The following is a 25331-nucleotide window of genomic DNA, read 5'->3' on the forward strand; positions in this document are numbered from 1 at the left end:
TCAGCGGTCGGCGTCGATCAGGCTCTGCGGCCGCATGTCGGTCCAGTTGGCGTTGACGTAGTCGACGCACTCCGGCCGCGGGGCCGGGCCGTGGGCGGTGCGCCAGCCGGCCGGGACCTCGGCGAAGGCCGGCCACAGGCTGTGCTGGTTCTCGTCGTTGACCAGCACGAGGAACGTGCCCTCGGCGTTGTCGAACGGGTTGGTGCTCATCGGTTCTCCTCGTGGTTGTCGCTGACGTGGGCCGCCAGCGCTTGCAGGGCGTCGAACCAGCCGCGGGCCAGGGCGCCGACCGATTCCGCGGTCAGGACGGCCGACGGCCAGGCCCAGGTGGCAGTCAGTTGCGGACCGCCGGCGCGGTCCTCGGTCTGGGCGTTGACGACCAGCTCGTAGGTCTCGGGCATGGCGTCGTCGGCGCCGTTCTCGGCCGCCTCCGCCTCGGGCGCGTACTCCCAGTCGCCGGCCTCGGGGAAGTCGAAGCGGCCCATGTAGTTGAACTGGATCGGCGGGTGGGGCAGGGCCGCCAGCGCCGGCGCCGTCGAAGGGTTGAGGTAGCGCAGCAATCCGTACCCCATGCCGCTGTCCGGCAGCGACGCCAGATGCTCGCGTACGCGGCCCACAGCCTCCGCCACGGCCGCTCCCCCAGCCTCGACGTCGATGCCGGCCGTGTCCAGGCAGACCGGGAAGATGTTGGTGAACCAGCCGACCGTGCCCGACAGGTCGGCCCCGGCGACCAGGTGCTCCTCGCGGCCGTGTCCTTCCAGGGCCACGAGGACGGCGTCCCCGCCGCGCCAGCGGGTGACGGCCACCCCGAGCGCGCCTAGCAGCACGTCGTTGACGGTCGCGCCCAGAGCCGCGGGGACCCGCGTCAGCAGCGCCTCGGTGACGTCGACGGGCAGCGCCAGCGACACGTCGAGCAACGTGGCCGCCACATCGACCGCGGGGTCGAGCGGACGGCGTACGGGCAGGGGCTGGCCCTTGCCCACGATCTCGGTCCACATCGGCAGCTCGGTCGCCCGGGCCGGATCGAGGGCCTGGGCCGCGAGCCCGGTCGCCCAGCGACGGAACGAGGTCGCTGTCGGCGTGATGTCGGGCCTACGCCCGGCCGCCGCGTCGCGCCAGAACGCGCCCAGTTCGGGCAGCAGCACCCGCCACGAGACCCCGTCGACGGCCAGGTGGTGCACCAGCAGCAGCAACCGGCCCGGCGCGGACGGGCCCGCGTCGAGCCAGACGGCCCGGATCATGGTTCCGGTGGCCGGATCCAGCGCGGCCTGGGCGATCGTCGCCTGCGCGGCGACGGCCTCCCACAGGTTGCGCCCGGCCACGTCGATCCGGGTCGTCCAGTCGACGGCCCGCGACGAGCCCACGGGGGGCACCTCGATGGTCCAGTCCGGGTTCACGCGGGCGCGCAGCATGTCGTGCTTGTCGGCGAGGGCCTGCAGCGCGGCCAGCAGCGGCTCCCAGCCCAGGTCGGCCGGCACCTGCACGACCGCTGACTGGTTGAAACCGGCGGTCGGCCCGTCGACCTCGCTGAGCCAGCGCATCACCGGCGTCAGCGGGAAGGCGCCCACGCCGTCGCCCGCCCGGTCCTCGGCCGGCACGGCGACCGTGGCCACGACAGCCAGCCGCTCGACCGTGCGCTCGGCGAAGATCTGCCGCGGAGTGAGCCGCAGCCCAGCCGCGCGGGCCAGCCCGACCAGCCGCATGGCCACGATGCTGTCCCCGCCGAGCAGGAAGAAGTCCGTCTCGGCGTCGACCGACGGCAGGCCCAGCGCGGTGGCGAAGACCTCGCTCAGGGTCCGCTCCCGCTCGGTCTCGGGCGCGCGTCCCGCGCCGGCCGCCGCGAGCGCGGGCGCGGGCAGGGCAGCTCGGTTCATCTTGCCGTTGGCCAGGGTGGGCAGCCGGTCGAGGCGGATCAGCGCCGAGGGCACCATGTAGTCGGGCAGCTCCGCACCGATGGCGACGCGCAGCGCGTCGAGATCGAGGCTCTCAGGCCCGACGACGTAGCCGGCCAGCAGGTGCACGCCGGGACGGTCGGCCCGGGCCAGGACGACGGCCTCGGCCACGCCGGGCTGGGCGGCCAGCACCGATTCGATCTCGCCCAGCTCGACCCGGTAGCCGCGGATCTTCACCTGCTCGTCGACCCGGCCCAGGTATTCGACCCGGCCCTGTTCGGTCCAGCGCACCAGGTCGCCGGTGCGGTACATGCGGCTGCCGGCCGGGCCGTACGGGTCGGGGACGAACCGTTCGGCGGTCTGCCCCGGGCGACCGAGATAGCCGCGGGCCAGGCCCTCGCCGGCCACGTAGAGCTCACCCGCGATACCGGTCGGCACATGCCGCAGGCCGTTGTCGAGCACGTAGGCGCGGGCGCCGGCCACGGCTCGGCCGATCACCGGCACGGGGGCGTCGGCGATCCGGGCCGAGAGCGCGTCCACTGTGGCCTCGGTCGGGCCGTAGAGGTTGAAAGCGTCCGTGCCGGGCAGGCTGCCGAGCAGGGCCCACAGAACGGGCGGGATCGCCTCGCCGCCGACGCCGACCACGGCCAGCGGGCAGCGGCCGTCGCGGATCAGTCCCGCGTCGGCCACCTGCGCGAAGTGGGACGGGGTGAGCTCGATGAAGTCGATGCCCTCGTGGCGGATCTGCCGGGCCAGCAGCTCGGGGTCGCGCTGCGTCTGCTCGGTGACGATGTGCAGGGCGTGGCCGTCGAGCAGCCACAGCTGCGGCTGCCAGGAGGCGTCGAAGGCGAACGACCACGCGTGCCCGACCCGCAGGTGGCGGCGGCCGGTGCGGGCCTGGGCGGGCCGGTGCAGCTGGTCGCGATGACTGCGGAACAGGTTGACCAGGTTGCGGTGGGTCACCACCACACCCTTGGGGCGCCCGGTCGAGCCGGAGGTGTAGATGACGTACGCCGGGTGTTGCGCCCGCGCGGGCCGGACGCGCTCGTCGTCGCCCAGGTTGTGGCCCGGCTGGGTGACGACGGCCGCGTCGTCCACCCGCAGGCCGTCGACGCCGACCACCAGCAGCGGCCGGGCATCCTCGAGCATGGCTCGGCGACGGGCCTTCGGGTACGCGGGATCGATCGGCAGATAGGCGGCCCCCGTCTTGAGGACGGCCAGGATCGCCGTGATGGCGTCGGCCGTGCGGGGCATCGCCAGGGCGACCACGTCCTCCGGGCCGGCGCCGCGGGCCACGAGCAGCCGGGCCAGCCGGTTGGCGCGGGCGTTCAGCTCGGCGAACGTCCAGCGCACGTCGCCGCAGACGACCGCGAGCTCGTCCGGCGACTCGGCCGCCTGCCGCTCGAAGATCTGCGCGACGGTCGGGTCGCCGTCGGCCCCGGGCGGCGGCGGGTTCCAACCCGTACGGTCCTCCTCCACCACCAGGTCGAGCCGGCCCACCGGGCGCGACGGGTCGGTGGCGAACGACGTCAGCACCGCGGTCACCGCCGCCACGAGCCGACCGGCGACCGGGGCCGGGAACAGGTCGGTGCGGTGTTCGAGACCGATCCGCAGCCGCTCCCCCGGGTCGACGACCCAGGTCAGCGGATAGTGGGTGGCGTCCCGCCCGCCCGCCTCGGCCGCGCTGAGCAGGGTCTCGGGCCCGTCCTCGTCGCGGTCCGGGTAGTTCTCGACGATCAGCAGCGTGTCGAACAGCTCGCCCGCACCGGCCAGGCGCTGGATGTCGGCCAGGCCCAGGTGCTGGTGGTCGAGCAGGGCCGACTGTTCGTCCTGGACCCGGGCGAGCAGCGCCTGCGCCGGCTCGGCGGGGTCGATCCGCACGCGGACGGGAACGGTGTTGATGAACAGCCCGATCATCCGCTCGACGCCGGGCAGCTGCGCCGGGCGACCCGAGACGGTCGCGCCGAACACCACGTCGTCGCGGCCGGTGAGCCGGCCCAGCACGAGACTCCAGGCCGCCTGCACCACCGTGTTCAGGGTCAGGCCACGCGACCGGGCCAGGCCGGTCAGAGCCGCGGTCACGTCGAGCGGCAGCTCGTGCTCGATCAGCGCGGGGACGATCGGCTCGCGCTGGGCGTCGGCCGGGGCGAGCCTCGTCGCGTCGGCCACTCCGGCCAGCGCGTCGCGCCAGGCTTCCTCGGCGGCGCCGTGGTCCTGCGCCGACAGCCAAGCGAGGAAGTCCCGGTAGGGAACCGGCTCCCGCTCGGCAGTGCCGGCGTACAGGGCGGCCAGCTCGTCCATGAGCGGGCCGCGCGACCAGCCGTCGAGCAGCATGTGCTGGTGGGTGAGCACGAGGCGGAAGCCCTCGCGGGTCCGCACCAGCATCATCCGCAGCAGCGGCGCGACCGCCGGGTCGAAACGGCGGCCCTCCTCGGCCAGGCACTGCTGCCAAGCTTCGTCGAGCTTCGGTCCATCCAGTTCGGACAGATCCGCTGCGGCCCACGGCAGTACGGCGGTGCGGGCGACCACAGCCACCGGGCGGCCGGAGCCGAGTTGGTGGAACGACGCCCGCAGGTTGGCGTGCCGCTGCAGCAACGCCTGCGCGGCGGCCCGCAGCCGGGCCGGGTCGACCGTCGCCGGCAGGTCGAAGACCATCTGCACGGTGTAGAGGTCGAGCCCGCCGTCGTCGAAGGCGGCGTGGAACAGCAGTCCCGACTGCAGCGGCGACAGCGGCAGCACCTCGGCCACGTCGAGGCCCAGACCCGCGATCTCGGCGGTCTCGGCGTCGGTCAGCTCGACCAGGACGCCTTCGCCGGCCGCGGTCGTGAAGGCGGCGCCGGCCGCGGCGGCCAGCGCGGCGGGCGTACGAAGCTGGAAGATCTGCCGCAGCGTGAGCGACAGCCCGGCCGCGCGGGCCCGGCCGGCGAGCTGGATCGAGACGATGCTGTCCCCGCCGAGCCGGAAGAAGTCGTCGTCGACCCCGACCGACGACAGCCCGAGCACCTCGCCGAAGAGGTCGCACAGCAGCTGCTCGCGCAGGCTGCCCGCGGCCGCGCCGGTCGAGGCGGCCGCGAAATCGGGGGCGGGCAGCGCGGCCCGGTCCAGCTTGCCGTTGACCGACACCGGCAGCGCGCCGAGGCGCACGAACGCGGCCGGCACCATGTGGTCGGGCAACACCCGGCGGAGCGCGCCCTCGTCCACGGGGTCGCTGCCGATGACGTACGCGACCAGGTGCGCGACACCCGGGCGGTCCTCCCGCAGCAGCACCACCGCGGTGTCGACGCCGGGCTGCGCCGTGAGGGCCGCCTCGATCTCGCCCAGTTCCACCCGCAACCCGCGGATCTTCACCTGCCCGTCGCCGCGCCCGAGAAACTCCAGCACGCCCGGCTCGAGCCAGCGCACCTGGTCGCCCGTGCGGTACATCCGCTCTCCCGGCGCACCGAACGGGTCGGCCACGAACCGGTCCGCGGTCAGGCCGGGGCGACCGCGGTAGCCCCGGGCCAGCTGCACGCCCGAGAGGTAGAGCTCGCCGGGCACGCCGACGGGAACCGGGCGCAGGAACGCGTCGAGAACGCTGACCCGGGTGCTCCAGACCGGCCCGCCGATCGGCACAGTGCCGCGGCCTCTGCCGCGCGCCGCGGGCCAGGAGGTGACGTCGACCGACGCCTCGGTGGGGCCGTAGAGGTTGTGCAGCCCGGCCTGCGGCAGCAGCTCGTGGAACCGCTCGGCAAGCGCGGTCGGCAAGGCTTCGCCGCTGCAGATGACCCGGCGCAGCGAGATGCACGCCGCGGCGGCCGGTTCGGCCAGGAAGGCGGCGAGCATCGAGGGTACGAAGTGGACGGTCGTGACGGCTTCGCGCTGGATCAGCTCGGCCAGGTAGGCCGGGTCGCGGTGCCCGTCGGGCCGGGCCACGACGAGCGAGGCGCCGGTGACGAGCGGCCAGAAGAACTCCCACACCGACACGTCGAACCCGGCCGGGGTCTTCTGCAGCACCCGGTCGCCGGCGGTGAGGCCGTACTCGTGCTGCATCCAGCGCAGCCGGTTCACGATGCCGGCGTGCTCGACGGCCACGCCCTTGGGCTTGCCGGTCGAGCCCGAGGTGTAGATGACGTACGCGGGGTTCCGCGGCCCCGGTGGGGTGGGCCCGCGACCCGAGCCGTCGGAGGCGGCCGGGTCGATGACCGGGACGTCGAAGAGGGTGGGGTCGGTGGCGATCACGGCGACCGGCTGCGCGTCGGCGAGCATGGAGCCGAGGCGGGCACGTGGGTGGTCGAGGTCGAGCGGCAGGTAGGCGGCACCGGCCTTCTCCACGGCGTGGATCGCCACGACCAGGTCGGCCGAGCGCGGCAGGGCGATGGCCACGACCGTTTCCGGGCCCGCGCCCGAGGCCGCCAGCACGCGGGCGAGCCGGTAGGAGCGCTCGTCCAGCTCGCGATAGGTCAGCGCGATCCCGTCCGGCCCGATCACCGCGGTGGCGTCCGGTGTCGCGGCCGCCTGCGCGATCAGCAACGCCGGCAGTGTGGCGGGGGGCAGGTCGACCGGAGGGCCTTGGCCGCCCTCGGGCAGAGCGGGGAGCAACCCGATCCGGCCGACCGGCACGTCCAGGCCGGATGCGAGAGCGTCGACGATGTTCCTCAGCGCGTCGGCCAGGCGGGTGGCGTGACCGGCGTCGAAGAGGTCGGAGCGGTATTCGAGGGCCAGTCGCAGGGTGGCGCCGGGCTCAGCGATCAGCGTGAGCGGATAGTGCGTGGCGTCGTGGCCGTCGGTGCCGGTGATGGGCAGGCCACCGTCGTCGGCAGTGTCCTCGTTGTCGGCGGTGTCCTCGTTGTCGGGGTAGTTCTCGAACACCAGCAGCGTGTCGAAGAGCTCGCCGCCGCCCGCGGCCCGCTGGATGTCGGTCAGGCTGAGGTACTGGTGCTCCATGAGCGCGGACTGCTCGTCCTGGAGGCGGTCCAGCAGCGTGTTCACCGCCTCGTCGGGCCGCAGCCGAACGCGTACGGGAATGGTGTTGATGAAGAGGCCGATCATCTCCTCGACGCCGGGCAGCTGAGCCGGACGCCCGGAAACGGTCGCCCCGAACACCACGTCGTCCCGGCCGGTCAGCCGGGCCAGCAGCAGCGCCCACGCGGCCTGCACCACCGTGTTCAGCGTGAGTCCGCGCGAGCGGGCCAGGGCGGTCAGCGCCGCCGTCCGGTCCTCGCTCAGCGTGGCCTCGACGACCGAGGGCACGAGCGCCGCGCGCTGGCCCTCCCCCGGCGCGACCCGTGTCGGCTCGGTGAGGCCCTGCAGCGCGGCCGCCCAGGCCTGTTCGGCAACCCGGCGGTCCTGCCCGGCCAGCCAGGCCAGGTAGTCGCGGTACGGCCGGATCGCCGACGCGGCATCCGGCGAGCGGTACAGCGCCGACAACTCGGCCATCAGCGGTCCGCGCGACCAGCCGTCCAGCAGCAGGTGGTGCAGGGTGATCACGAGCCGGTGCGCCGAGGGCCCGGTGCGGGCCAGCGCGAACCGCACGAGCGGCCCGGCAGCCGGATCGAACCGCCGCCCCTGCTCGACGAGCAGCGCCTCCCATGCCGCGCCGGACGAGGCGTCGACTTCGCTCCAGGTGAGGGCGGCCGAGGTGGGGACGACGCTCACCGCCGTACCGGAGGAGAGGTGGTGGAAGGAAGCAGCCAGGTTGCCGTGCCGGTCGAGGAGCGCCTGCGCGGCCGCACGCAGCCGCGGGCCGTCGACGGGGCCGGAAAGGTTCAGCACCATGCGAACCGTGTAGACGTCAGGGCCGGCGTCGTCGAGCAGCGTGTGGAACAGCAGGCCGCTCTGCAGCGGCGACAGCGGCAGCACCTCCCGCACATCCCCGGCCAGCGCGGCGAGCTCGCGCCGGTCGGCGTCGGTCAGCGTCACCAGCGACAGGGCCGCGGGCACCGCCTCGGCGCCGGACACTGTGCCCGCAACCGCCACCAGCCGGGCCGGCGTGCGCTGCTGGAACACCTGCCGCGGCGTCAGCACCAGGCCGGCCGCGCGGGCCCGGCCGACCAGCTGCATCGACATGATGCTGTCGCCGCCGAGCGCGAAGAAGTCGTCGTCGATCCCGAGCGAGGGCACACCGAGCACGTCGGCGAACACGTCGCACAGCAGCTTCTCACGCGGCGTGCGCGGTTGCCGGCCGCCCGCCCCGGCCCCGAATTCGGGCGCCGGCAAGGCGTTCCGGTCGAGCTTCCCGTTGACCGACACGGGCAGCGCGTCGAGCCGCACGAACGCCGAGGGCACCATGTAGTCGGGCAACACCGCGGCCACCCCGGCGCGCAGGTCGTCCGGCCCCACGACGTACGCGACGATCCGCTTGACCCCGCTGTCGGTGCGCAGCACCACCGCGGCCTGCCGCACGCCGGGTTGTGCGGCCACGACCGCCTCGATCTCGCCCAGCTCGACCCGGAAGCCACGGATCTTCACCTGGTGGTCGGCCCGTCCGACGAATTCCAGCGCGCCCTCGTCGTTCCAGCGCGCCAGGTCGCCCGTGCGATACATCCGGCGGCCGGGCGCGGCGAACGGGTCGGCCAGGAACCGCTCGGCGGTCAGCGCCGGCCGGTTGAGATAGCCGCGCGCCAGGCCGAGCCCGCCCAGATACAGCTCGCCCACGGTGCCCGGCGGCACCGGGTTGAGGCCGCTGTCGAGCACGTACGCCGTCTGCCCCGGATCGGGGAAGCCGATCGGCACGCTGCCGGTGACGACCGCCGGCACCTCGTAGAGGGTGGCGTTGACGCTGGTCTCGGTCGGCCCGTACGCGTTGAACATGCGCCGCCCGGCCGCGAACCGCTCGACCAGCCGGGCCGGCACCTCCTCGGTGCCGACCATCAGCGTGATGCCGAGCGGCAGCTGCACGCCGGCCGGCAGGGCGCCCAGCACCGACGGCGGCAGCGCGACCTGGGTGATCTCCTGCTTGGTCAGGTAGTCGACGAGCGGGGCGCCGGGCGCCCGCAGCTCGGCCGGCACGACGACCAGCGTGCCGCCGGAGAGCAGCGCCCAGCACAGCTCCCAGTACGCGAGGTCGAAGCTGGGCGAGGCGAACAGCGTGCTGCGGGTGGTCTCGTCGAGGCCGAGCCGCCGCTGCTGGGTGGCCAGGAGCTTGGCCGCGCCCTCGTGGGTCACCACGACACCCTTGGGCCGCCCGGTCGAACCGGAGGTGTAGATGACGTACGCGGCGTCGTGCAGGTCCGGTTCCCGCGGAACTGCGTCTCCGGCCGAAGCCACATCGACCACGGGCAACCCGCCGGGGACCGCGGACCGGGTCACGACGCAGGCCGGCCGGGCGTCGTCGATCATGTAGGCGAGCCGGTCGGCCGGATAGTCGAGGTCGAGCGCGAGATAGGCCGCGCCCGAGCGCAGCACGCCGACCAGCGCGGTGACCAGGTCGGTCGAGCGAGGCAGGGCGATGGCCACGACGTCGCCCGGGCCCACGCCGCGGGCCGCCAGCGCCGACGCGAGCCGGGCCGAGCGCGCGTCCAGTTCGGCGTAGCTGACCTGCTCGTCGCCGAGCACCACGGCCGCGTTGCCCGGGAACGTGGCGGCCATCTCGGCGAAGCGCTGCGGGAACGTGGTGAGCGGGATGCCGTCGACGGTGCCGGCCCAGTCGCCCAGAACGGTCGCGCGCTCGGCGTCGTCGAGCAGGCTGATCCGGCCGACCGGGGCCGCCGGATCGGCGGCGAAGGCTTCGAGGATGCGGGTCAGCCGGGCCAGCAACGCCTTCGCGGTCCCGGACGCGACGACGTCGGCGCGGTGCCGCAGCTCGAGGCCGATCCGGTCGCCGGGCTCGGCGATCAGCACGAGCGGGTAGTGCGTGGCGTCCTGGTCGTCGATCTGGGTGACGCGCAGCCCCGGCACCGGGTCGCCGTCGTCGGCCGGGTAGCTCTCGAAGACAGTCAGGGTGTCGAACAGCTCGCCGTGCCCGGCCAGGCGCTGGATGTCGGCCAGGCCGAGGTACTGGTGCTCGATGAGTGCGGCCTGCTCGTCCTGCAGGCGGGCCAGCAGGTCGCGCACGGCCTCGTCGGGGCGCAGCCGGACGCGTACGGGAATGGTGTTGATGAACAGGCCGATCATCGACTCGACGCCGGGCAGCTGCGGCGGGCGGCCCGAGACGGTGGCTCCGAAGACCACGTCGTCGCGGCCGGTCGTGCGGGCCAGCAGCAGGCCCCAGGCCGCCTGTACCAGGGTGTTGAGGGTGAGGCCGTGCGCGCGGGCCAAGCCGGTGAGGCGGGCGCTCAGGTTCTCATCGAGCACAGTCCCGACCGGCTCGGGCACCACGGCCCCGGCGGACGTGCCGGCCCCGGCGAGACGAGACGGTCCGTCCAGCCCGGCGAGAGCCTGGCGCCACGCCTCCATGGCCGCGGCTTTGTCCCATTTGGACAGCCACGCCAGGTAGGCCTTGTAGGGCGTCGCCGGAGGCAGCGAACCGGGCCGCGCGTACAGGTCGAGCAGCCCCTTGACCAGCAGCGGCGCCGACCATCCGTCGAGCAGGATGTGGTGGTGGGCAATGGTGAGCCGGTGCTGGTCGGGCCCGAGGCGCACGAGCATCATGCGCAGCAGCGGCGGCCGGGCCATGTCGAAGCGCCGCCCCCGGTCCTCCGCCACCAGCCGCTCGGCCTCGGCGGCCGAGTTGACCTCGTGCTCGGTCCACGGCAGCCGGGCCCGGGTCGGAACGGCGGCGACCGTGGCGCCCTTGGCCGTGCGGCGAAAACCGGCGCGCAGGTTGGCGTGCCGGTCGAGCAGCGCCTGCCCGGCCTCGCGCAGCCGGTCCCGGTCGAGCGGGCCGGTGAGCTCCAGCGTCATCGAGACGTTGTAGACGTCGGGCGCGTCGGCGTCGAAGAGGGCGTGGAACAGCAGGCCCTCCTGGAGCGGCGTCAGCGGCAGGACGTCCTCGAGCCCGGACTTCTTGACGGTCACTGCGTCTCCCACTCGGCGTCGAGGTCGGCGAACTCGGCCTCGAAACTGTCGATGTCGTCCTGGCTGAGCGAGACCAGATCGAGGTCGGACGGGGTGTGCCCGCCCGCGTCCCGGCCGGCCGCGAGCAACCGCAGCGCGGCCCGCCAGCGGTCGGCCAGCTCGTGCACCCGCTCGCCGCTGAGCAGGCCGCGCGGCCAGGTGAAGGTCGCGCTGAGCCGGGGACCGTCGGCGTGGTCCTCGGCGGTGGCATTGATCTCGAGCGGGTGGTCGGCGGGCATCGCGTCGTCGGCCCCGCCGCCCCAGCCCTCGCCGGCCGGCTGCCACGGCGCGTCCCCGGCGTCGCCGGCGGCGAACCGGCCGAGGTAGTTGAAGCCGATCAACTGCTTGTCCCGTACGCCGTCCGGCCGCAGCAGCCCGAAGCCGATCCCGTTGTCGGGCACGGCCCGCAGCCGCTCCTTCACGGTCTTCAGAGCGTCGCCCGCGTTCTCGTCGCCGAGGTCGAGCCGCACCGGATACTCGGTGGTGAACCAGCCGACCGTGCGGGAGAGGTCGGACCCCGCGACGAGGTGCTCCTCGCGGCCGTGGCCCTCCAGCATGATGAGCCCGCCGCCGTTCCAGTCGCGCAGGGCGAGGGCGAGGCCGGTCAGCAGCACGTCGTTGACGGTGGCGTGGAACGCGACGGGCACGCTGGTGAGCAGCGGCGCGGTCTCCTCGGGCGGCAGCTCCAGCGTGAATTCCTCGCTGGTGCCGACTGTGTCGCGGGCCGGGTCCAGCGGCCGCTCGGTGAAGAGCTTCGCGGGCCCGTCGAGCACCTCGGCCCAGTACGGGGCCTGCGCGGTGGTCCGCGGATCACCGGCCAGCCGGTCGAGCTCGCGGGCCCAGCGCCGGAACGACGTGCCACCACGTTCGAGCGGCTTTCCGGTCCAGGCCGTTTCGAGGTCGGGCAGCAGGATGCGCCACGAGACGCCGTCAATCGCGAGGTGGTGCACGACGAGCAGCACGTGCCCGGGGTGCAGCAGCACCGCCTGGAGCAGCACCCCGGCGGCCGGATCGAGCCGGTCACGGGCGGCCTCGGCGATCGCGGGCAGGGCCTTCTCGTCGTACGCCTGCTCGGTGACCACATCGATCGGCGCGCCCGGCTCGGGGATGTCGAGGCCGTCGGCGGTGACGCGGGCGCGCAGCACGTCGTGCCGGTCGACGACGGCCTGGAGCACCTCGGTGAGCCGCGCGGCGTTGAGGCCGTCGGGGGCGCGCAGCAGCATCGACTGGCTGTAGCCGCGAATCGGCCCGTCCACTTCGAACAGCGAGCGCATGACCGGGGTGAGCGGCGCGCTCCCCCAGGCATCCCGGGGATCCTCGGCGACGACCGGCTCGTCGGCGACCTCGCGGGCCAGTGCCTCCGGTGTCTTGTGCCGGAACACGTCCCGGGGGCTGATCGCGAGACCGGCCGCGCGGGCCCGGCTGACGAGCTGGATGGAGACGATGCTGTCGCCGCCCAATGCGAAGAAGTCGTCGTCGGCGCCGACCCGGGGCAGGCCGAGCACCTCGGCGAAGAGGTCGCACAGCCGCTGCTCCCGGTTGTCACGGGCCTCGCGGCCGGTGCTCAGCGCCGAGAAGTCCGGGTCGGGCAGCGCGGCCACGTCGAGCTTGCCCGCCACCGTCCGCGGCAAGGAGTCGAGCCGAACGAAGGCCGCGGGCACCATGTAGTCCGGGAGAACACCCCGCACGTCCCGCGGTTCCCCCACGGTGTAGGCCACCAGCCGGCCGTCGCGCACGACCACCGCGGACTGCCCACCCAGCGCGGCCTCGATCTCGCCGAGCTCGATGCGGAAGCCGCGCACCTTGACCTGACCGTCGGCCCGTCCGGCGAATTCCAGCGCGTGATTCCGGTTCCACCGGGCCAGGTCACCCGTCCGGTACATGCGGCTGCCGGCCGGACCGTAGGGGTCGGCGACGAACCGCTCCGCGCTCAGGGCAGCCCGGTTGAGGTAGCCGTGCGCGAGCCCTTCCCCGGCCACGTAGAGCTCGCCGGCAACACCCGGCGGCACCGGCTGGAGCGTGGCATCGAGCAGGTAGGTCCGGACGTTGGTCAGCTGATACGGCGAACGGGAAGGGCCGTGCCAGCCGTAGGCGTCGACCGAAGCCTCGGTCGGGCCGTACAGGTCGTAGCAGTCCAGACCGGGCGCGGCACAGATCTGCGCCCACAGCTGTGGATCGATCGCCTCGCCGCCGACCAGCAGCGTGCTCAGCCCGGCGTCGAGCACCCCGGCCGGCACGAGCTGGCGCAGGTAGGTCGGGGTCACGTCGAGGACGTCCACGCCGTGCCGCCGGACGTAGCCGACCAGCGCGGCGTCGTCGCGGTACTCGTCGTCGTCCAGCACGTGCAGCGTGTGCCCGGCCAGCATCCAGATCATCGGCTCCCACGAGCCGTCGAACGTGAACGACGCGACGTGGGCGACGTTGCGGTTGCTGCCCTTCATGAACCGCTCGCGGTGGGTGGTGAGCAGGTTGACGATGCCCCGGTGCGGCACGACCACGCCCTTGGGACGGCCGGTCGAGCCGGAGGTGTAGATGACGTACGCCGGATCGTCCGGCCGCGGCCCGGCGGGGTCGGCCGCCGGAGCGTCGAACAGCGTGGGAACGTCCAGCCACAACCGATCCGGGCCGTCCGGCACCGTGCGATCGCTCGTGGTCAGCACGAGAGCGGGCCGGGCGTCGTCGAACATCGTGGCGATGCGCTCGGGCGGCTGGTGGGCGTCGTCCACGGGCAGGTAGGCCGCGCCGGTCTTCAGCACGGCCAGAATGGAAGGCACAGTGAGCGGACGGGGCGTGGCCAGCGCGACCAGGTCACCCCGGCCGATGCCGCGCCCGGCCAGGACGGCGGCGAGCCGGTCGGACCAGTCGTCCAGCTCCGTGAACGTCCACTCCCGGCCGCCGGACACCAGGGCACGTCCGTCCCGGTCCGCCTGCGCACGCCAGACGTCCACGATCGTCGCGGGCGACGGCCCCGCAGCCGGCGCGGCGAGAAGCCGGGCCCGCTCGTCCGGAGCGAGCACGTCGATGCGGCTGAGTGGCAGCGCCGGATCAGCCGCCAGCACACGTTGGAGGCGCTCCACGAGGAGGCGGGCCGTGCCGGCGTCGAAAAGGTCGGTGGCGAACTCGAGGGTGCCCTCGATGCCGCCGCCGGGACCGTCGGTGAAGTCGAAGGACAGGTCGAACATGGCCGCCCGGTGCCCGACCGGCTCCGGCCGCCCGTCCAGATCGCCCAGCCGCCACGTGTCACCACCGCCGGGCAGGTAGGACACCATGGTCTGGAACAGCGGGTGCCGCCCCAGCGACCGCTGGGGGTTGATCGCCTCGACCAGGTGTTCGAAGGGCACGTCCTGCCGGTCGAAAGCCGCCAGATCGGTCTCCCGTACCCGGCCCAGCAGCTCCCGGAACGACGGGTCGCCCGACGTGTCGGTGCGCAGCACGAGCGTGTTGACGAAGAACCCGACGAGGTTGTCGACGGCCGTGTCGGGACGGCCGGCGACCGGCGAGCCGAGCGGGATGTCGGTGCCCGCGCCCAGTTTGGTCAGCAGCACCGCGACCGCGGCCTGCACGACCATGAACAGGCTCGTTCCGGTGCCCCGCGACAGGTCGCGCAGCCGCTCGGAAACCGCGGCGGGCACGGCGAATGCGACGACCTCGCCCCGGTGACCGGCCTCGGCCGGGCGCGGCCGGTCGAACGGCAGCTCCAGCTCCTCGGGCAGCCCGGCCAGGGCCGTGCGCCAGCCCTCGACCTGGTCGTCCAGCACGAGATCCCGTTGCCACAGCGCGAAATCGGCGTACTGCACGGGCAGCGGCGGGAACTGGGGCGCGCGGCCGGCCCGGCGGGCCTCGTAGGCCTGACCCAGTTCGGCCCGCAACGGCTCCTCCGACCACTCGTCGCCTGCGACGTGGTGCAGCAGCAGAAGCAGGACGTGCTCGCCGGGCGCGACGGCGTACACGTCGACCCGCAAGGGCGCCTCCCGGTCGAGCTCGAAGGCGTGCTCGGCCGCGCTGTCGTCGAACGGCACGTCGTGGAAGGCGACCGGCACCGCCGACGGCTCGAGCAGGTGCTGGTACGGCGTCCCGTCCACCTCGGGGAAGACAGTCCGAAGCGTTTCGTGCCGGGCGGCCACGTCGCGGACGGCCGCGACCAGAGCGTCCCGATCGAGGGCGCCGCGCAGCCGCCACGCGATCGGGATGTTGTAGGTCGGGTTGGGCCCTTCGAGCTTGTAGAGGAACCAGAGCCGTTGCTGGGCGAAGGAAAGCGGCACCCGGAGCGGTCGGTCCTGCCGCACCAGCGGCGCCCGGGTCGACTCGGTCAGCTTGGACAGCAGCGCCGCCACGGTGGGGGTATCGAACACGGCCCGCACCGGCAGGTCGACGCCGAGCACCGCGCGGACGCGTCCCGCCAGCCGCATGACCAGGAGCGAATGACCGCCGAGGGCGAAGAAGTCGTCGTCGATGCCGACCGCCGGCAAACCGAGCACCTCGGCGAACAGATCGCACAGCTGCTGTTCGCGGGTGTTCCGCGCGGCACGCCCGCTCGACAGCCCGGAGAAGTCAGGATCGGGCAGGGCGGCGACATCGAGCTTGCCCGCCACCGTCCTCGGAAGCGACTCCACGCGAACGAATGCCGCCGGAATCATGTAGTCGGGCAGCACGCCACGCACGTCCCGCGGCTCGCCGACGGTGTAGGCCACCAGACGGCCATCGCGCACGACCACGGCCGCCCGGCCGCCCAGCGCGGCCTCGATCTCCCCGAGCTCGATCCGGAAGCCGCGAACCTTGACCTGACCGTCCGCGCGGCCCGCGAACTCCAGGGCGCCGTCACGGTTCCACCGCGCGAGGTCGCCGGTGCGGTACATACGGCTGCCCGCCGGGCCGTGGGGATCGGCCACGAAGCGTTCGGCCGTCACCGCGGCCCGGTTCAGATAGCCCTGGGCCAGCCCGTCCCCGGCCACGTACAGCTCACCGAGCACCCCCGGCGGCACCGGCCGCAGCGCGTCGTCCAGCAGGTAGGTGCGGACGTTGCCGAGCCGGTAGGGCGTACGGGACGGCCCGTGCCAGCCGTAGGCGTCCACCGAGGCCTCGGTCGGCCCGTACAGGTCGTGACAGGTCAGCCCGGGCACCGCACAGACCTGCGCCCACAGCTGCGGGTCGATCGCCTCGCCGCCGACCAGCAGCACGGCCAGGCCCACATCGAGCACTCCGGCCGGGATCAGCTCCCGCAGATAGGTCGGCGTCACGTCGAGCACGTCGACCCGCTGCGCGCGCAGCCGCGGCACGAGCACACCGGCGTCGCGGTACTCGTCGTCGTCCAGCACGTGCAGCGCGTGCCCGTCGAGCAGCCAGATCAGCGGCTCCCAGGACCCGTCGAAGGTGAACGACGCCACGTGCGCGACCCGCCGCTTCGGCCCCGGCATGAGCGTGCGCCGGTGACTGGCGAACAGGTTGGCGATGCCCCGATGCGGCACCACCACGCCCTTGGGCCGGCCGGTCGAGCCGGAGGTGTAGATGACGTACGACGCGTCGAGCGGGTCGATCGTGCGGGGCGGCAACGGTTCGGCAGCCGGAGCGGTCGCGCCGACCATCACCCGCGGCCCGCTCCACGACAGGTCGGAACCAGCCGTCGTCACGAGCATCGCGGGACGGGCGTCGTCGAGCATCGCCCCGATCCGGGCCGGCGGCTGGTACGAGTCGAGCGGCAGGTAGGCGGCGCCGGCCTTGAGCACGCCGAGCAGCGCCGGGACGGTGAACGGCCGCGCGGTGGCCAGCGCGACCAGGTGGCCCGGCCCGATGCCGTGCGCGGCCAGCGCGCCGGCCAGCCGTGACGTCCAGTCGTCGAGCTCGGCGAAGGTCCACGTGCGGCCGCCCGACACGAGGGCGGTGGCGTGCGGTGTCGCTGCCACCTGCGCCGCGAACAGGTCGACGACGGTCTCGGCGGGCCGCGCGACGCCTTCGAACGCGAGGAGGCGGGCCCGCTCGTCCGGATCCAGCAGGTCCGTACGCCCGATCGGCGCGTGGGGGTCGGCGGCCATCGCGGCGAGCACCCGCGCGAGCCGCGCGACCAGTGTCTCGGCCGAGTCGCGGTCCCAGCGGTCGGTGGCGTACTCGAGCTCGCCCCGCACCCCGTCGCGCGTCTCGAAGAAGTCGAAGGACAGGTCGAACATGGCGACCTGCTGGCGGACGTGCTCGGTCTCGACCCGCAGCCGCCCGAGGTGCCAGGCACGGTCGGCCTCGCCGAGGTACGACACCATCGTCTGGAACAGCGGGTGCCGGCCCAGCGACCGCCGCGGGTTGATCGCCTCGACCAGGTGCTCGAACGGCACGTCCTGCCGGTCGAAAGCCGCCAGATCGGTCTCCCGCACCCGCCCGAGCAGCTCGCGGAACGACGGGTCGCCCGACGTGTCCGTCCGCAGCACGAGCGTGTTCACGAAGAACCCGACCAGATCGTCCACGGCCTCGTCAGGCCGCCCCGCGACCGGCGAGCCGAGCGGGATGTCCGTGCCTCCGCCCAGTTTGGTCAGCAGCACGGCCACCGCGGCCTGCACGACCATGAACATGGACGTGCCGGTCGACCGGGCCAGGTCGCGCAGCCGCGCGGTCACCTCGGCCGGCAGGTCGAAGCCCACGACGTCGCCGTGATAGCCGGCCTCGGCCGGGCGCGGCCGGTCGGCCGGCAGCTCCAGCTCCTCAGGCAGCCCGGCCAGGGCCGCGCGCCAGCCCTCGACCTGGTCGTCCAGCACGAGATCCCGTTGCCACAGCGCGAAATCGGCGTACTGCACCGGCAGCGGCGCCAGCGCGGGGGCATGACCCGCGCAGCGCGACGTGTAGGCGGCGACCAGATCGCGGCGCAGCGGCACGTCCGACCACTCGTCGCCCGCGATGTGGTGCATCAGCAGCAGAAGCACGTGCTCGTCCGGCCCGAGCCGGAAGAGCCGGGCCTGCAACGGTGGCTCCTCGTCGAGGCGGAAGCCGTACTCCCCGATGGCCGCGAGCCGCCCGGCCAGCTCCTCCTCGGCGATCTCCTCGATCGGGAGCGCCGGCGGCGTGATGGGCAGAATCCGCTGGTGAGCGCCCTCGTCGTCCGCGGCGAAGACGGTACGTAGCGTCTCGTGCCGGGCCACCACGTCGCCCACGGCGGCCACCAGGGCGCCGCGATCCAGGGCGCCGCGCAGCCGCCAGGCGATCGGGATGTTGTAGGTCGGGTTCGGCCCTTCGAGCTTGTAGAGGAACCAGAGCCGCTGCTGCGCGAAGGAAAGCGGCAACCGGTCCGGCCGCTCCCGGGCGACCAGCGGCGCACGGGTCGATTCCGTCAGCTTCGGCAACAACCCCGCCACCGTCGGCGTGTCGAAGACCGCGCGCACCGGCAGGTCGACGCCGAGCACCGCGCGGACGCGGCCGGCGAGCCGCATGACCAGCAGCGAGTGCCCGCCGAGGGCGAAGAAGTCGTCGTCGATGCCGACCGCCGGCAGGCCCAGCACCTCGGCGAACAGGTCACAGAGCCGCTGCTCACGGGTGTTCCGGGCAGCCCGCCCGGTCGACAGGAGGGAGAAGTCGGGATCCGGGAGGGCGGCTACGTCGAGCTTCCCGGCCACGGTGCGCGGCAACGCGTCGACCTCGACGAAGGCCACCGGGACCATGTAGTCCGGCAGAACGCCTCGCACATCTTTCGGCGCGCCCACGGTATAGGCCACGAGCCGGCCGTCACGCACGATCACGGCAGCCTGACCGCCCAGCGCGGCCTCGACCTCCCCCAGCTCGATGCGGAAGCCGCGCACCTTCACCTGACCGTCGGCCCGGCCCGCGAACTCCAGCACACCCTCGGCGGTCCACCGGGCGAGGTCGCCTGTCCGGTACATTCGCGCGCCCGCAGGCCCGAACGGATCGGCCACAAACCGTTCGGCCGTCAGACCGGCCCGGTTGAGGTAGCCGTGAGCCAGTCCCTCCCCCGCGACGTACAGCTCGCCGAGCACTCCCGGCGGCACCGGCCGCAGGGCCGCGTCGAGCAGATAGGTCCGGACGTTGGTCAGCCGATACGGCGTACGGGACGGCCCGTGCCAGCCGTACGCGTCCATCGAGGCCTCGGTCGGCCCGTACAGGTCGTGACAGGTCAGACCCGGCACGGCGCACACCTGTGCCCACAGCTGCGGGTCGATCGCCTCGCCGCCGACGACCAGCACGGCCAGGCCCACGTCGAGCACCCCGGCCGGAACCAGTTCGCGCAGATAGGTCGGCGTCACGTCGAGCACGTCGAGGCCGTGCTCGCGCAGCTGGGCGACCGTGGCCGTTGCGTCGCGGTAGACGTCCGCGTCGAGCACGTGCACCGTGTGCCCGGCCAGCATCCAGAGCAGCGGCTCCCACGACGCGTCGAAGGTGAACGACGTGGTGTGCGCGGCCTTCCGGCGCGGGCCGGCCATGAGATGCGCGCGGTGGCCGCCGAGCAGGTTCACGATGCCCCGGTGCGGCACGACGACCCCCTTGGGGCGCCCGGTCGACCCGGAGGTGAAGATGACGTACGCCGGATCGTCCGGCCCGGCCGTCTCGCGCTCGACGGGCGTACCCGCAGGCGCTTCCGCGTCGACGGTGAGCCGACTGCCGGTCCAGCCGGGCGCGGGATCGTCGCCCGCGGTCAGCAACAGCGCCGGATCGGCATCGGCCAGCATCCCGGCGATCCGCTCGGCCGGCTGTTCCGGGTCGAGCGGCAGGTAGGCGGCCCCGGCCCGCAGCACTCCGAAGATGGCCGGCACAGTCAGCGCCCGCGGCAGGGCCAGCGCGACCCGGTCACCCCGGCCCACCCCTGCCGAACGCAGCACCCCGGCCAGCCCGGCCGCCCAGGTCTCCAGTTCCGCGTACGTCCACTCCCGACCGGACGTGACGAGCGCGACCTGATCGGCGGCACGCGCGGCCAGATCACCCAGCAGCCCGCTGATCGTCGTGTCCGCGACCGGGCCGGCGGTGTCGTTCCAGCCGCGCAGGATCGTCTGCCGCTCGCCGGCCGAGAGCACGCCGATCGTGGCCAGCGGCGCGTCCGGCGCGTCGCTGAGCGCGGTCAGCACGGTCGTCAGCCGGTCGAGCAGCGTGCCCGCGCCGGCCGCGTCGAACAGGTCGCCCCGGTATTCGAGGTCGAGGTGCAGGCGCTCCCCCGGCCGCGCGGTCAGCGTGAGCGGATAGTGGGCGCAGTCCCGGATCGCGGCGCCGGCCACGCGCAGGTCACCCGCGGCGGGCAGCGCGGCGCCCAGCGGGTAGTTCTCGAAGACGGTCAACGTGTCGAACAGCTCGCCGTGCCCGGCCAGCCGCTGGATCTCGGCCAGCCCGAGGTGCTGGTGGTCCATGAGCCGCGCCTGACCGTCCTGCAGCCGGCGCAGGGCAGCCACCGCGGGCTGGGCCGGGTCGAGCGCCATCCGCACCGGGACGGTGTTGATGAACAGGCCGATCATCGTGTCCGAGCCGTCCAGATCGGGCGGGCGCCCGGCCACGGTCGCGCCCACCACCACGTCGTCGCGGCCGGTCAGCGCCCCGGCCACGATCCCCCAGGCGCCCTGCACGATCGTGTTCAGGGTGAGCCCGCGCGACCGTCCCAGGGCGACCAGGCGGGCGGTCAGGGCGGCGGGCAGGTCGCGCAGGATCCGGTCGGGCACCACGGCCCGGGCCGGCGGCTGCCCGGCGACCAGGGTCGGCCCGTCCAGCCCGGCCAGGGCGTCGCGCCAGGCCGACTCGGCGGCCGGGCGGTCCTGGGCCGCGGTCCAGGCCAGGTACGCGCGGAAGTCGGCCGGCTCGGGCAGCTCGTCGCCGCGGTAGAGGGCTATCAGCTCGTCGAGCACCAGCGGCACCGACCAGCCGTCGAGAAGCAGGTGGTGGTGGGTGAGGACCAACCGGTGCCGGTCGGGGCCGAGTCGGACGAGCGTCATCCGCAGCAGCGGCGCCTGGGCCGGGTCGAAGCGGTGGCGCAGATCCTCGTCGAGGAACGGCTGAAGTTCGGCCTCGGTCAGCTCCACCTCGGCCCAGGGCAGTGCGAGCTGCCGCGGCACGAGCGCGGCGGCCTGGCCGTTCTTGCGCCGCCGGAACGCGACCCGCAGGTTGGGCCGCCGGTCGAGCAGCGCCTGCCCGGCCGCCCGCAGCCGGTCGGCGTCGAGCGGGCCCCGCAGGTCGAGCGTGAGCTGCCCGGTGTAGACGTCGGGCCCGTCCGCGGCCAGCTGGGTGTGGAACAGCAGGCCTTCCTGGAGCGGGGTGAGCGGCAGGACGTCGGCGAGCCCGGCGGGCGCGGTCACGGAAGCTCCCATTCGGATTCGAACTCGTCGATCTCGTCCTGACTCAGCGCGAGCGTGAGGTCGGACGGGGTGAGCCCACCGGCGGCCGGGCCGCGGGCGTGCGCCACCAACGCTTCCAGCGCGGTGAACCAGCCGGCGGCCAACCGGGCGACCGAGGCGTCGCCGATCAGGTCGCGGGGATAGGCCCACGTGACGCCGAGTTCGGGACCGGCCGCGGCGTCCTGGACGTACGCGTTGATTTCCAGGGTGTACGGGGCGACCGGCATGCCGAGGTCGAAGCCGCCGGCGAGGATGCCGTGCCCGGCGACCGGCGCCCAGTCGGCGCCGGAGCCGTCGGTCGCGGTGAAACGGCCGAGGTAGTTGAAGCTGATCTGCGGCGCCGCGGAGTCCTTCAGGGACGGGTGGAGATAGCGCAGCATGCCGTAGCCGATGCCATGATCGGGGATCGCGCGGAGCTGCTCCTTGACCCGCTTGAGCGCTAGGCCCGCGGCCGGCCCGCCCGCCAGGGCCTCGGCTCGGTCGACGTCGCCCGGGTCGAGCCGCACCGGGAAGACGGTGGTGAACCAACCCAGCGCGGAGCTCAGGTCGGCGCCGGGAACGACCTGTTCCTCGCGGCCGTGCCCCTCCAGGGCGATCAGCACCGAGGACTCGCCGCCCTCGCGCCACTCGGCCACGGCCAGGGCGAGGGCGGTGAGCAGCACGTCGTTGACGCCGGCGTGGAAGGCGGCGGGGACGGTGGTGAGGACCGGCTCCGTGGTGGCGGCCTTCAGCCGTACGGTGTGCCGGGCCACCGATTTCAGGTCGTCGACAGGCCGCAGCGGACGCGCCGACAGCAACGGATCGGGCCCGGTGAGGATGCCCTCCCAGAGCGGGACCTCGGCCGTACGCGACCCGGCCGCCTCGTGCAGGTCGAGCGCCCAGCGGCGGAACGAGGTGCCCGTACGATCCAGCGCCCCGGAGGCCCAGGCTGTGGCCAGATCGGCCGGAAGCACACGCAAGGACACGCCGTCCACGATGCTGTGGTGCAGCACGAGCAGCAGCCGGCGCTCGGTCTCGAACCACACGGCCTGGGCCATGACGCCGCCGAACGGGTCGAGACGCCCCGCCGCGGCCTGCTCCTCCGCGTCGATCGACACGCCCGGCGCGGCCAGAGTGAGCCAGTCGGCGTGCTCGCCCCGCGGCGCGACCCGCAGCACCCGCTCGTCGCGCACCCACCGCGAGCGCAACAGGTCGTGCCGGTCGGCGAGCAGGCCGAGCACCGAGCGCAGGCGTTCGGCGGTGGCGCCGGCCGGGGTGGTGAGCACGATCGACTGGCTGAACGCCTCGATCGCGCCGCCGGTCCGGTCGAGCCAGTGCAGGATCGGCGTGAACGGCACGTCGCCGACGCCGTCGTCGGGACGCTCGCGCGGTGCGGTGTCGAGCTCGGTGACGACCTCGGCCAGCGCGGCCGGCGTACGGTGCTCGAACACCAGCCGCGACGTGCAGACCAGACCGGCGGCGCGGGCCCGCAGCACGAGCTGGATCGAGACGATGCTGTCGCCGCCGAGCGCGAAGAAGTCGTCGTCGATGCCGACGCCGGGCACGCCCAGCACGTCCGCGTAGAGGTCGCACAGCACCTGTTCGCGAGGGGTGCGCGCGGCGGTTCCGGTGGCCAGCGCGGCGAAATCGGGAGCGGGCAGGGCCGCCCGGTCGAGCTTGCCGCTGGTCAGCACGGGCAGCGCGTCGAGCAGCACCCAGCCGGTGGGCACCATGTAGGCCGGCAGCCACGACTCGGCGTGCAGGCGCAGCGCCTTGGTCAGGGCGGCCGGGTCGGTGAACGCCGCGGGGCTGTTGGCGTGCGGGAAGCCGCCCGGGCGATAGGCGCCGGTGGGTCGCCCGTCCAGCTGGAACACGACGTCGAGGTCGCCCCGCTCCGAGGCGCCGTCATAGGTCACGGCCACGTGGTATCCGTGCTCGGCGGCGAGGGCGTGGAAATTCTCGACGTCCTCGCGCCGGTGGGGAACGCCGGTCACGCGGAGCCGTTGCGGGCGCTCGGCGAGCAGGTCGAGGCTGCCGGCGCGTTCGGGCGGCGGGGGCTCCGGGGCCACTGTGGACAGCGTGACGTCGTACCGGAAACGGCTGAGCTCGTTGTCGTAGGCGCCCCGCTTGACCAGCACCTCGGCCGAGGGGAACTCGGGCCGCGCCGTGAAGAAGTCGGGGTCGAGCAGCAGTTCCTTCTCGGCCTTCTCGGCCGCCTCGACACCCTCGGGCCCGTGGACGCCTGCCAGCAACTGGCGGTGCAGCCGTAGATTCCGGACGTCGCCGACGAAGACGCGGCCGCCGGGCGCGAGCTTCGCCGCGGCCGAGCGCAGCACTCCGGCCAGGTAGCCGGCGCTCGGGAAGTACTGCGCGACCGAGTTGATGACGACGGTGTCGAAGAAGCCGTCGGGCACGCCGCTCAAGTCGTGGGCCGGCTGCGCGCGCAGCTCGACCCCCGGCAGGCCGGCCACCGCCCCGCGCAGGGTCTCGATGGCCTCCTCGGAGAGGTCGAGACCCCAGTAGCTCTCGACGCCGGGCGCGAGCCGGGACAGCAGCAGGCCGCTGCCGACGCCGATCTCGAGGATCCGGCGCGGTTCGAGCTCCCGGATCCGGGCGACCGTGCCGTCGCGCCACTCGCGCATCTCGTCGAGCGGGATCGGCGAGCCGTCGTAGCTGGAGTTCCAGCCGGTGAAGTTCTCGTCGAAGCGTTCCACCCGGCCGGCCTGGTAGAGCAGCTCGTGCAGCTCCTTCCACTCCGCGACCTGGGTCTTGGCCTGCTCCTCGGGCGCGACGTCGGTCGCCGGCACGACGTACGCGGCCAGCCGCTGGTCGCGGACGACGACGGCCACCTGCCCCACGCCGGGGTGGCGGGCCAGCACCGACTCGATCTCGCCGAGCTCGATCCGGTAGCCGCGCACCTTGACCTGGTCGTCGACCCGGCCCAGGAAATCGATCCGGCCGTCCTCGCGGCGGCCGGCCAGATCGCCGGTGCGGTACATGCGGCCGCCGGCCGGGCCGAACGGGTCGGCCAGGAACCGCTCGGCGGTCAGGTCGGGCCGGTTGACGTAGCAGCGGGCCAGGCCGGGCCCGGCCAGATAGAGCTCGCCCGTGACGCCCGGGCCGACCGGCCGCAGCGCGTCGTCGAGGATGTAGGCGTCGGTCGCCGGGTCGGGCAGGCCGATCGGCACCGACCCGCCGTCGATCCGCTCGGGGTCGCACTCGCCCAGCGTCGAGTTCACGGTCGCCTCGGTCGGGCCGTACGCGTTGAACATGCGCCGGCCGCGGGCCCAGCGTGCGACCAGCTCGGGCGAGACGCGCTCGGTGCCGGCGAGCAGGATGCCCGGCGGCAGCTCGCACTCGGCGGGCAGGGCGGCCAGCAGCGCCGGCGGCAGGATCATGAAATTGGTGCGGTGCTTCATGGCGTACTCGGTGAGTGCCGTGCCGGCCACCCGCCGCTCGGTCGGCACGATCACCAGCCGGCCACCGGTGAGCAGGGCCAGGCACAAGTCGAAGAACGCGACGTCGAAGCTGGGCGAGGCGAAGTGCAGGACGCGTACGTCGGTGGTGAGCCCGAAGCGCTCGTAGCCGGTGGACATCAGCTTGGCCACCCCGGTGTGGGTGAGCAGCACGCCCTTGGGGCGCCCGGTCGAGCCGGACGTGTAGATGACGTACGCGGCGTTCTCCACCCTGAGCCGCGGCCGTGCCGGGTCGGTGTCCGGGAAATCGGCCGCCTCGTCGATCAGCAGCCGCGGCCCGGCCGGCAGCCGGCTTTCCAACTCGGCGGTCGTCACCAGGCAGATCGGCTGGGCGTCCCCGACCAGATAGGCGAGGCGCTCGGCGGGGTCGGCCGGGTCGAGCGGCAGGTAGGCGCCGCCCGCCTTCATCACGGCCAGCTCGGCCACGATCATGTCGACCGAGCGTGGCACCGCGAGGCCGACCACCTTGTCCGGCCCCACCCCGCGCGCCTGCAGGGCGTGCGCCAGCCGGTTGGCCCGCGCGTCCAGCTCGGCGTAGCTGACCTCGGTGTCCTCGAACACGACGGCCACCGCGTCGGGGTCGCGGCGCACGACGGTCGCGAACACGTCGGGGAAGGTGGCCGGCGCGACGGTCAGCGGGCCGCCGCCGGTGTAGTTCTCGCCGAGGATCTGCATGAAGAGTCACTCCCGGTCAGGAAGAAGCGGGCCGG

Annotated in this window: 4 protein-coding genes; all 4 read right to left on the bottom strand. The window is 73.8% G+C overall.

All coding sequences use genetic code 11. From position 1 onward, the window contains the following. From LXN57_RS03415 to LXN57_RS03430, 4 genes are read right to left on the bottom strand one after another with little or no spacing between them, the layout of a single operon-like run. Positions 1 to 210 (bottom strand): MbtH family protein, encoded by a 210-nt coding sequence (locus tag LXN57_RS03415; RefSeq protein WP_251796511.1) that lies wholly within the window; start codon positions 208 to 210, stop codon positions 1 to 3. Then, positions 207 to 10826, bottom strand: a complete 10620-nt coding sequence (locus LXN57_RS03420; protein ID WP_251796512.1) for a non-ribosomal peptide synthetase — start codon at positions 10824 to 10826, stop codon at positions 207 to 209. Before LXN57_RS03420 ends, LXN57_RS03415 begins: the two co-directional genes overlap by 4 nt. Then, on the bottom strand, positions 10823 to 21127 hold the full coding sequence (locus tag LXN57_RS03425) for a non-ribosomal peptide synthetase (RefSeq protein ID WP_251796513.1): 10305 nt from the start codon (positions 21125 to 21127) through the stop codon (positions 10823 to 10825). Before LXN57_RS03425 ends, LXN57_RS03420 begins: the two co-directional genes overlap by 4 nt. Beyond that, positions 21124 to 25296: a non-ribosomal peptide synthetase gene (locus LXN57_RS03430; RefSeq protein ID WP_251796514.1), complete on the bottom strand. Its 4173-nt coding sequence runs from the start codon at positions 25294 to 25296 to the stop codon at positions 21124 to 21126. The genes LXN57_RS03425 and LXN57_RS03430 overlap by 4 nt, the downstream gene beginning before the upstream one ends. Positions 25297 to 25331 lie beyond the last annotated feature (35 nt).

It is taken from the genome of Paractinoplanes hotanensis (genome assembly GCF_023717965.1).
Taxonomy (GTDB): Bacteria; Actinomycetota; Actinomycetes; order Mycobacteriales; family Micromonosporaceae; genus Actinoplanes; species Actinoplanes polyasparticus.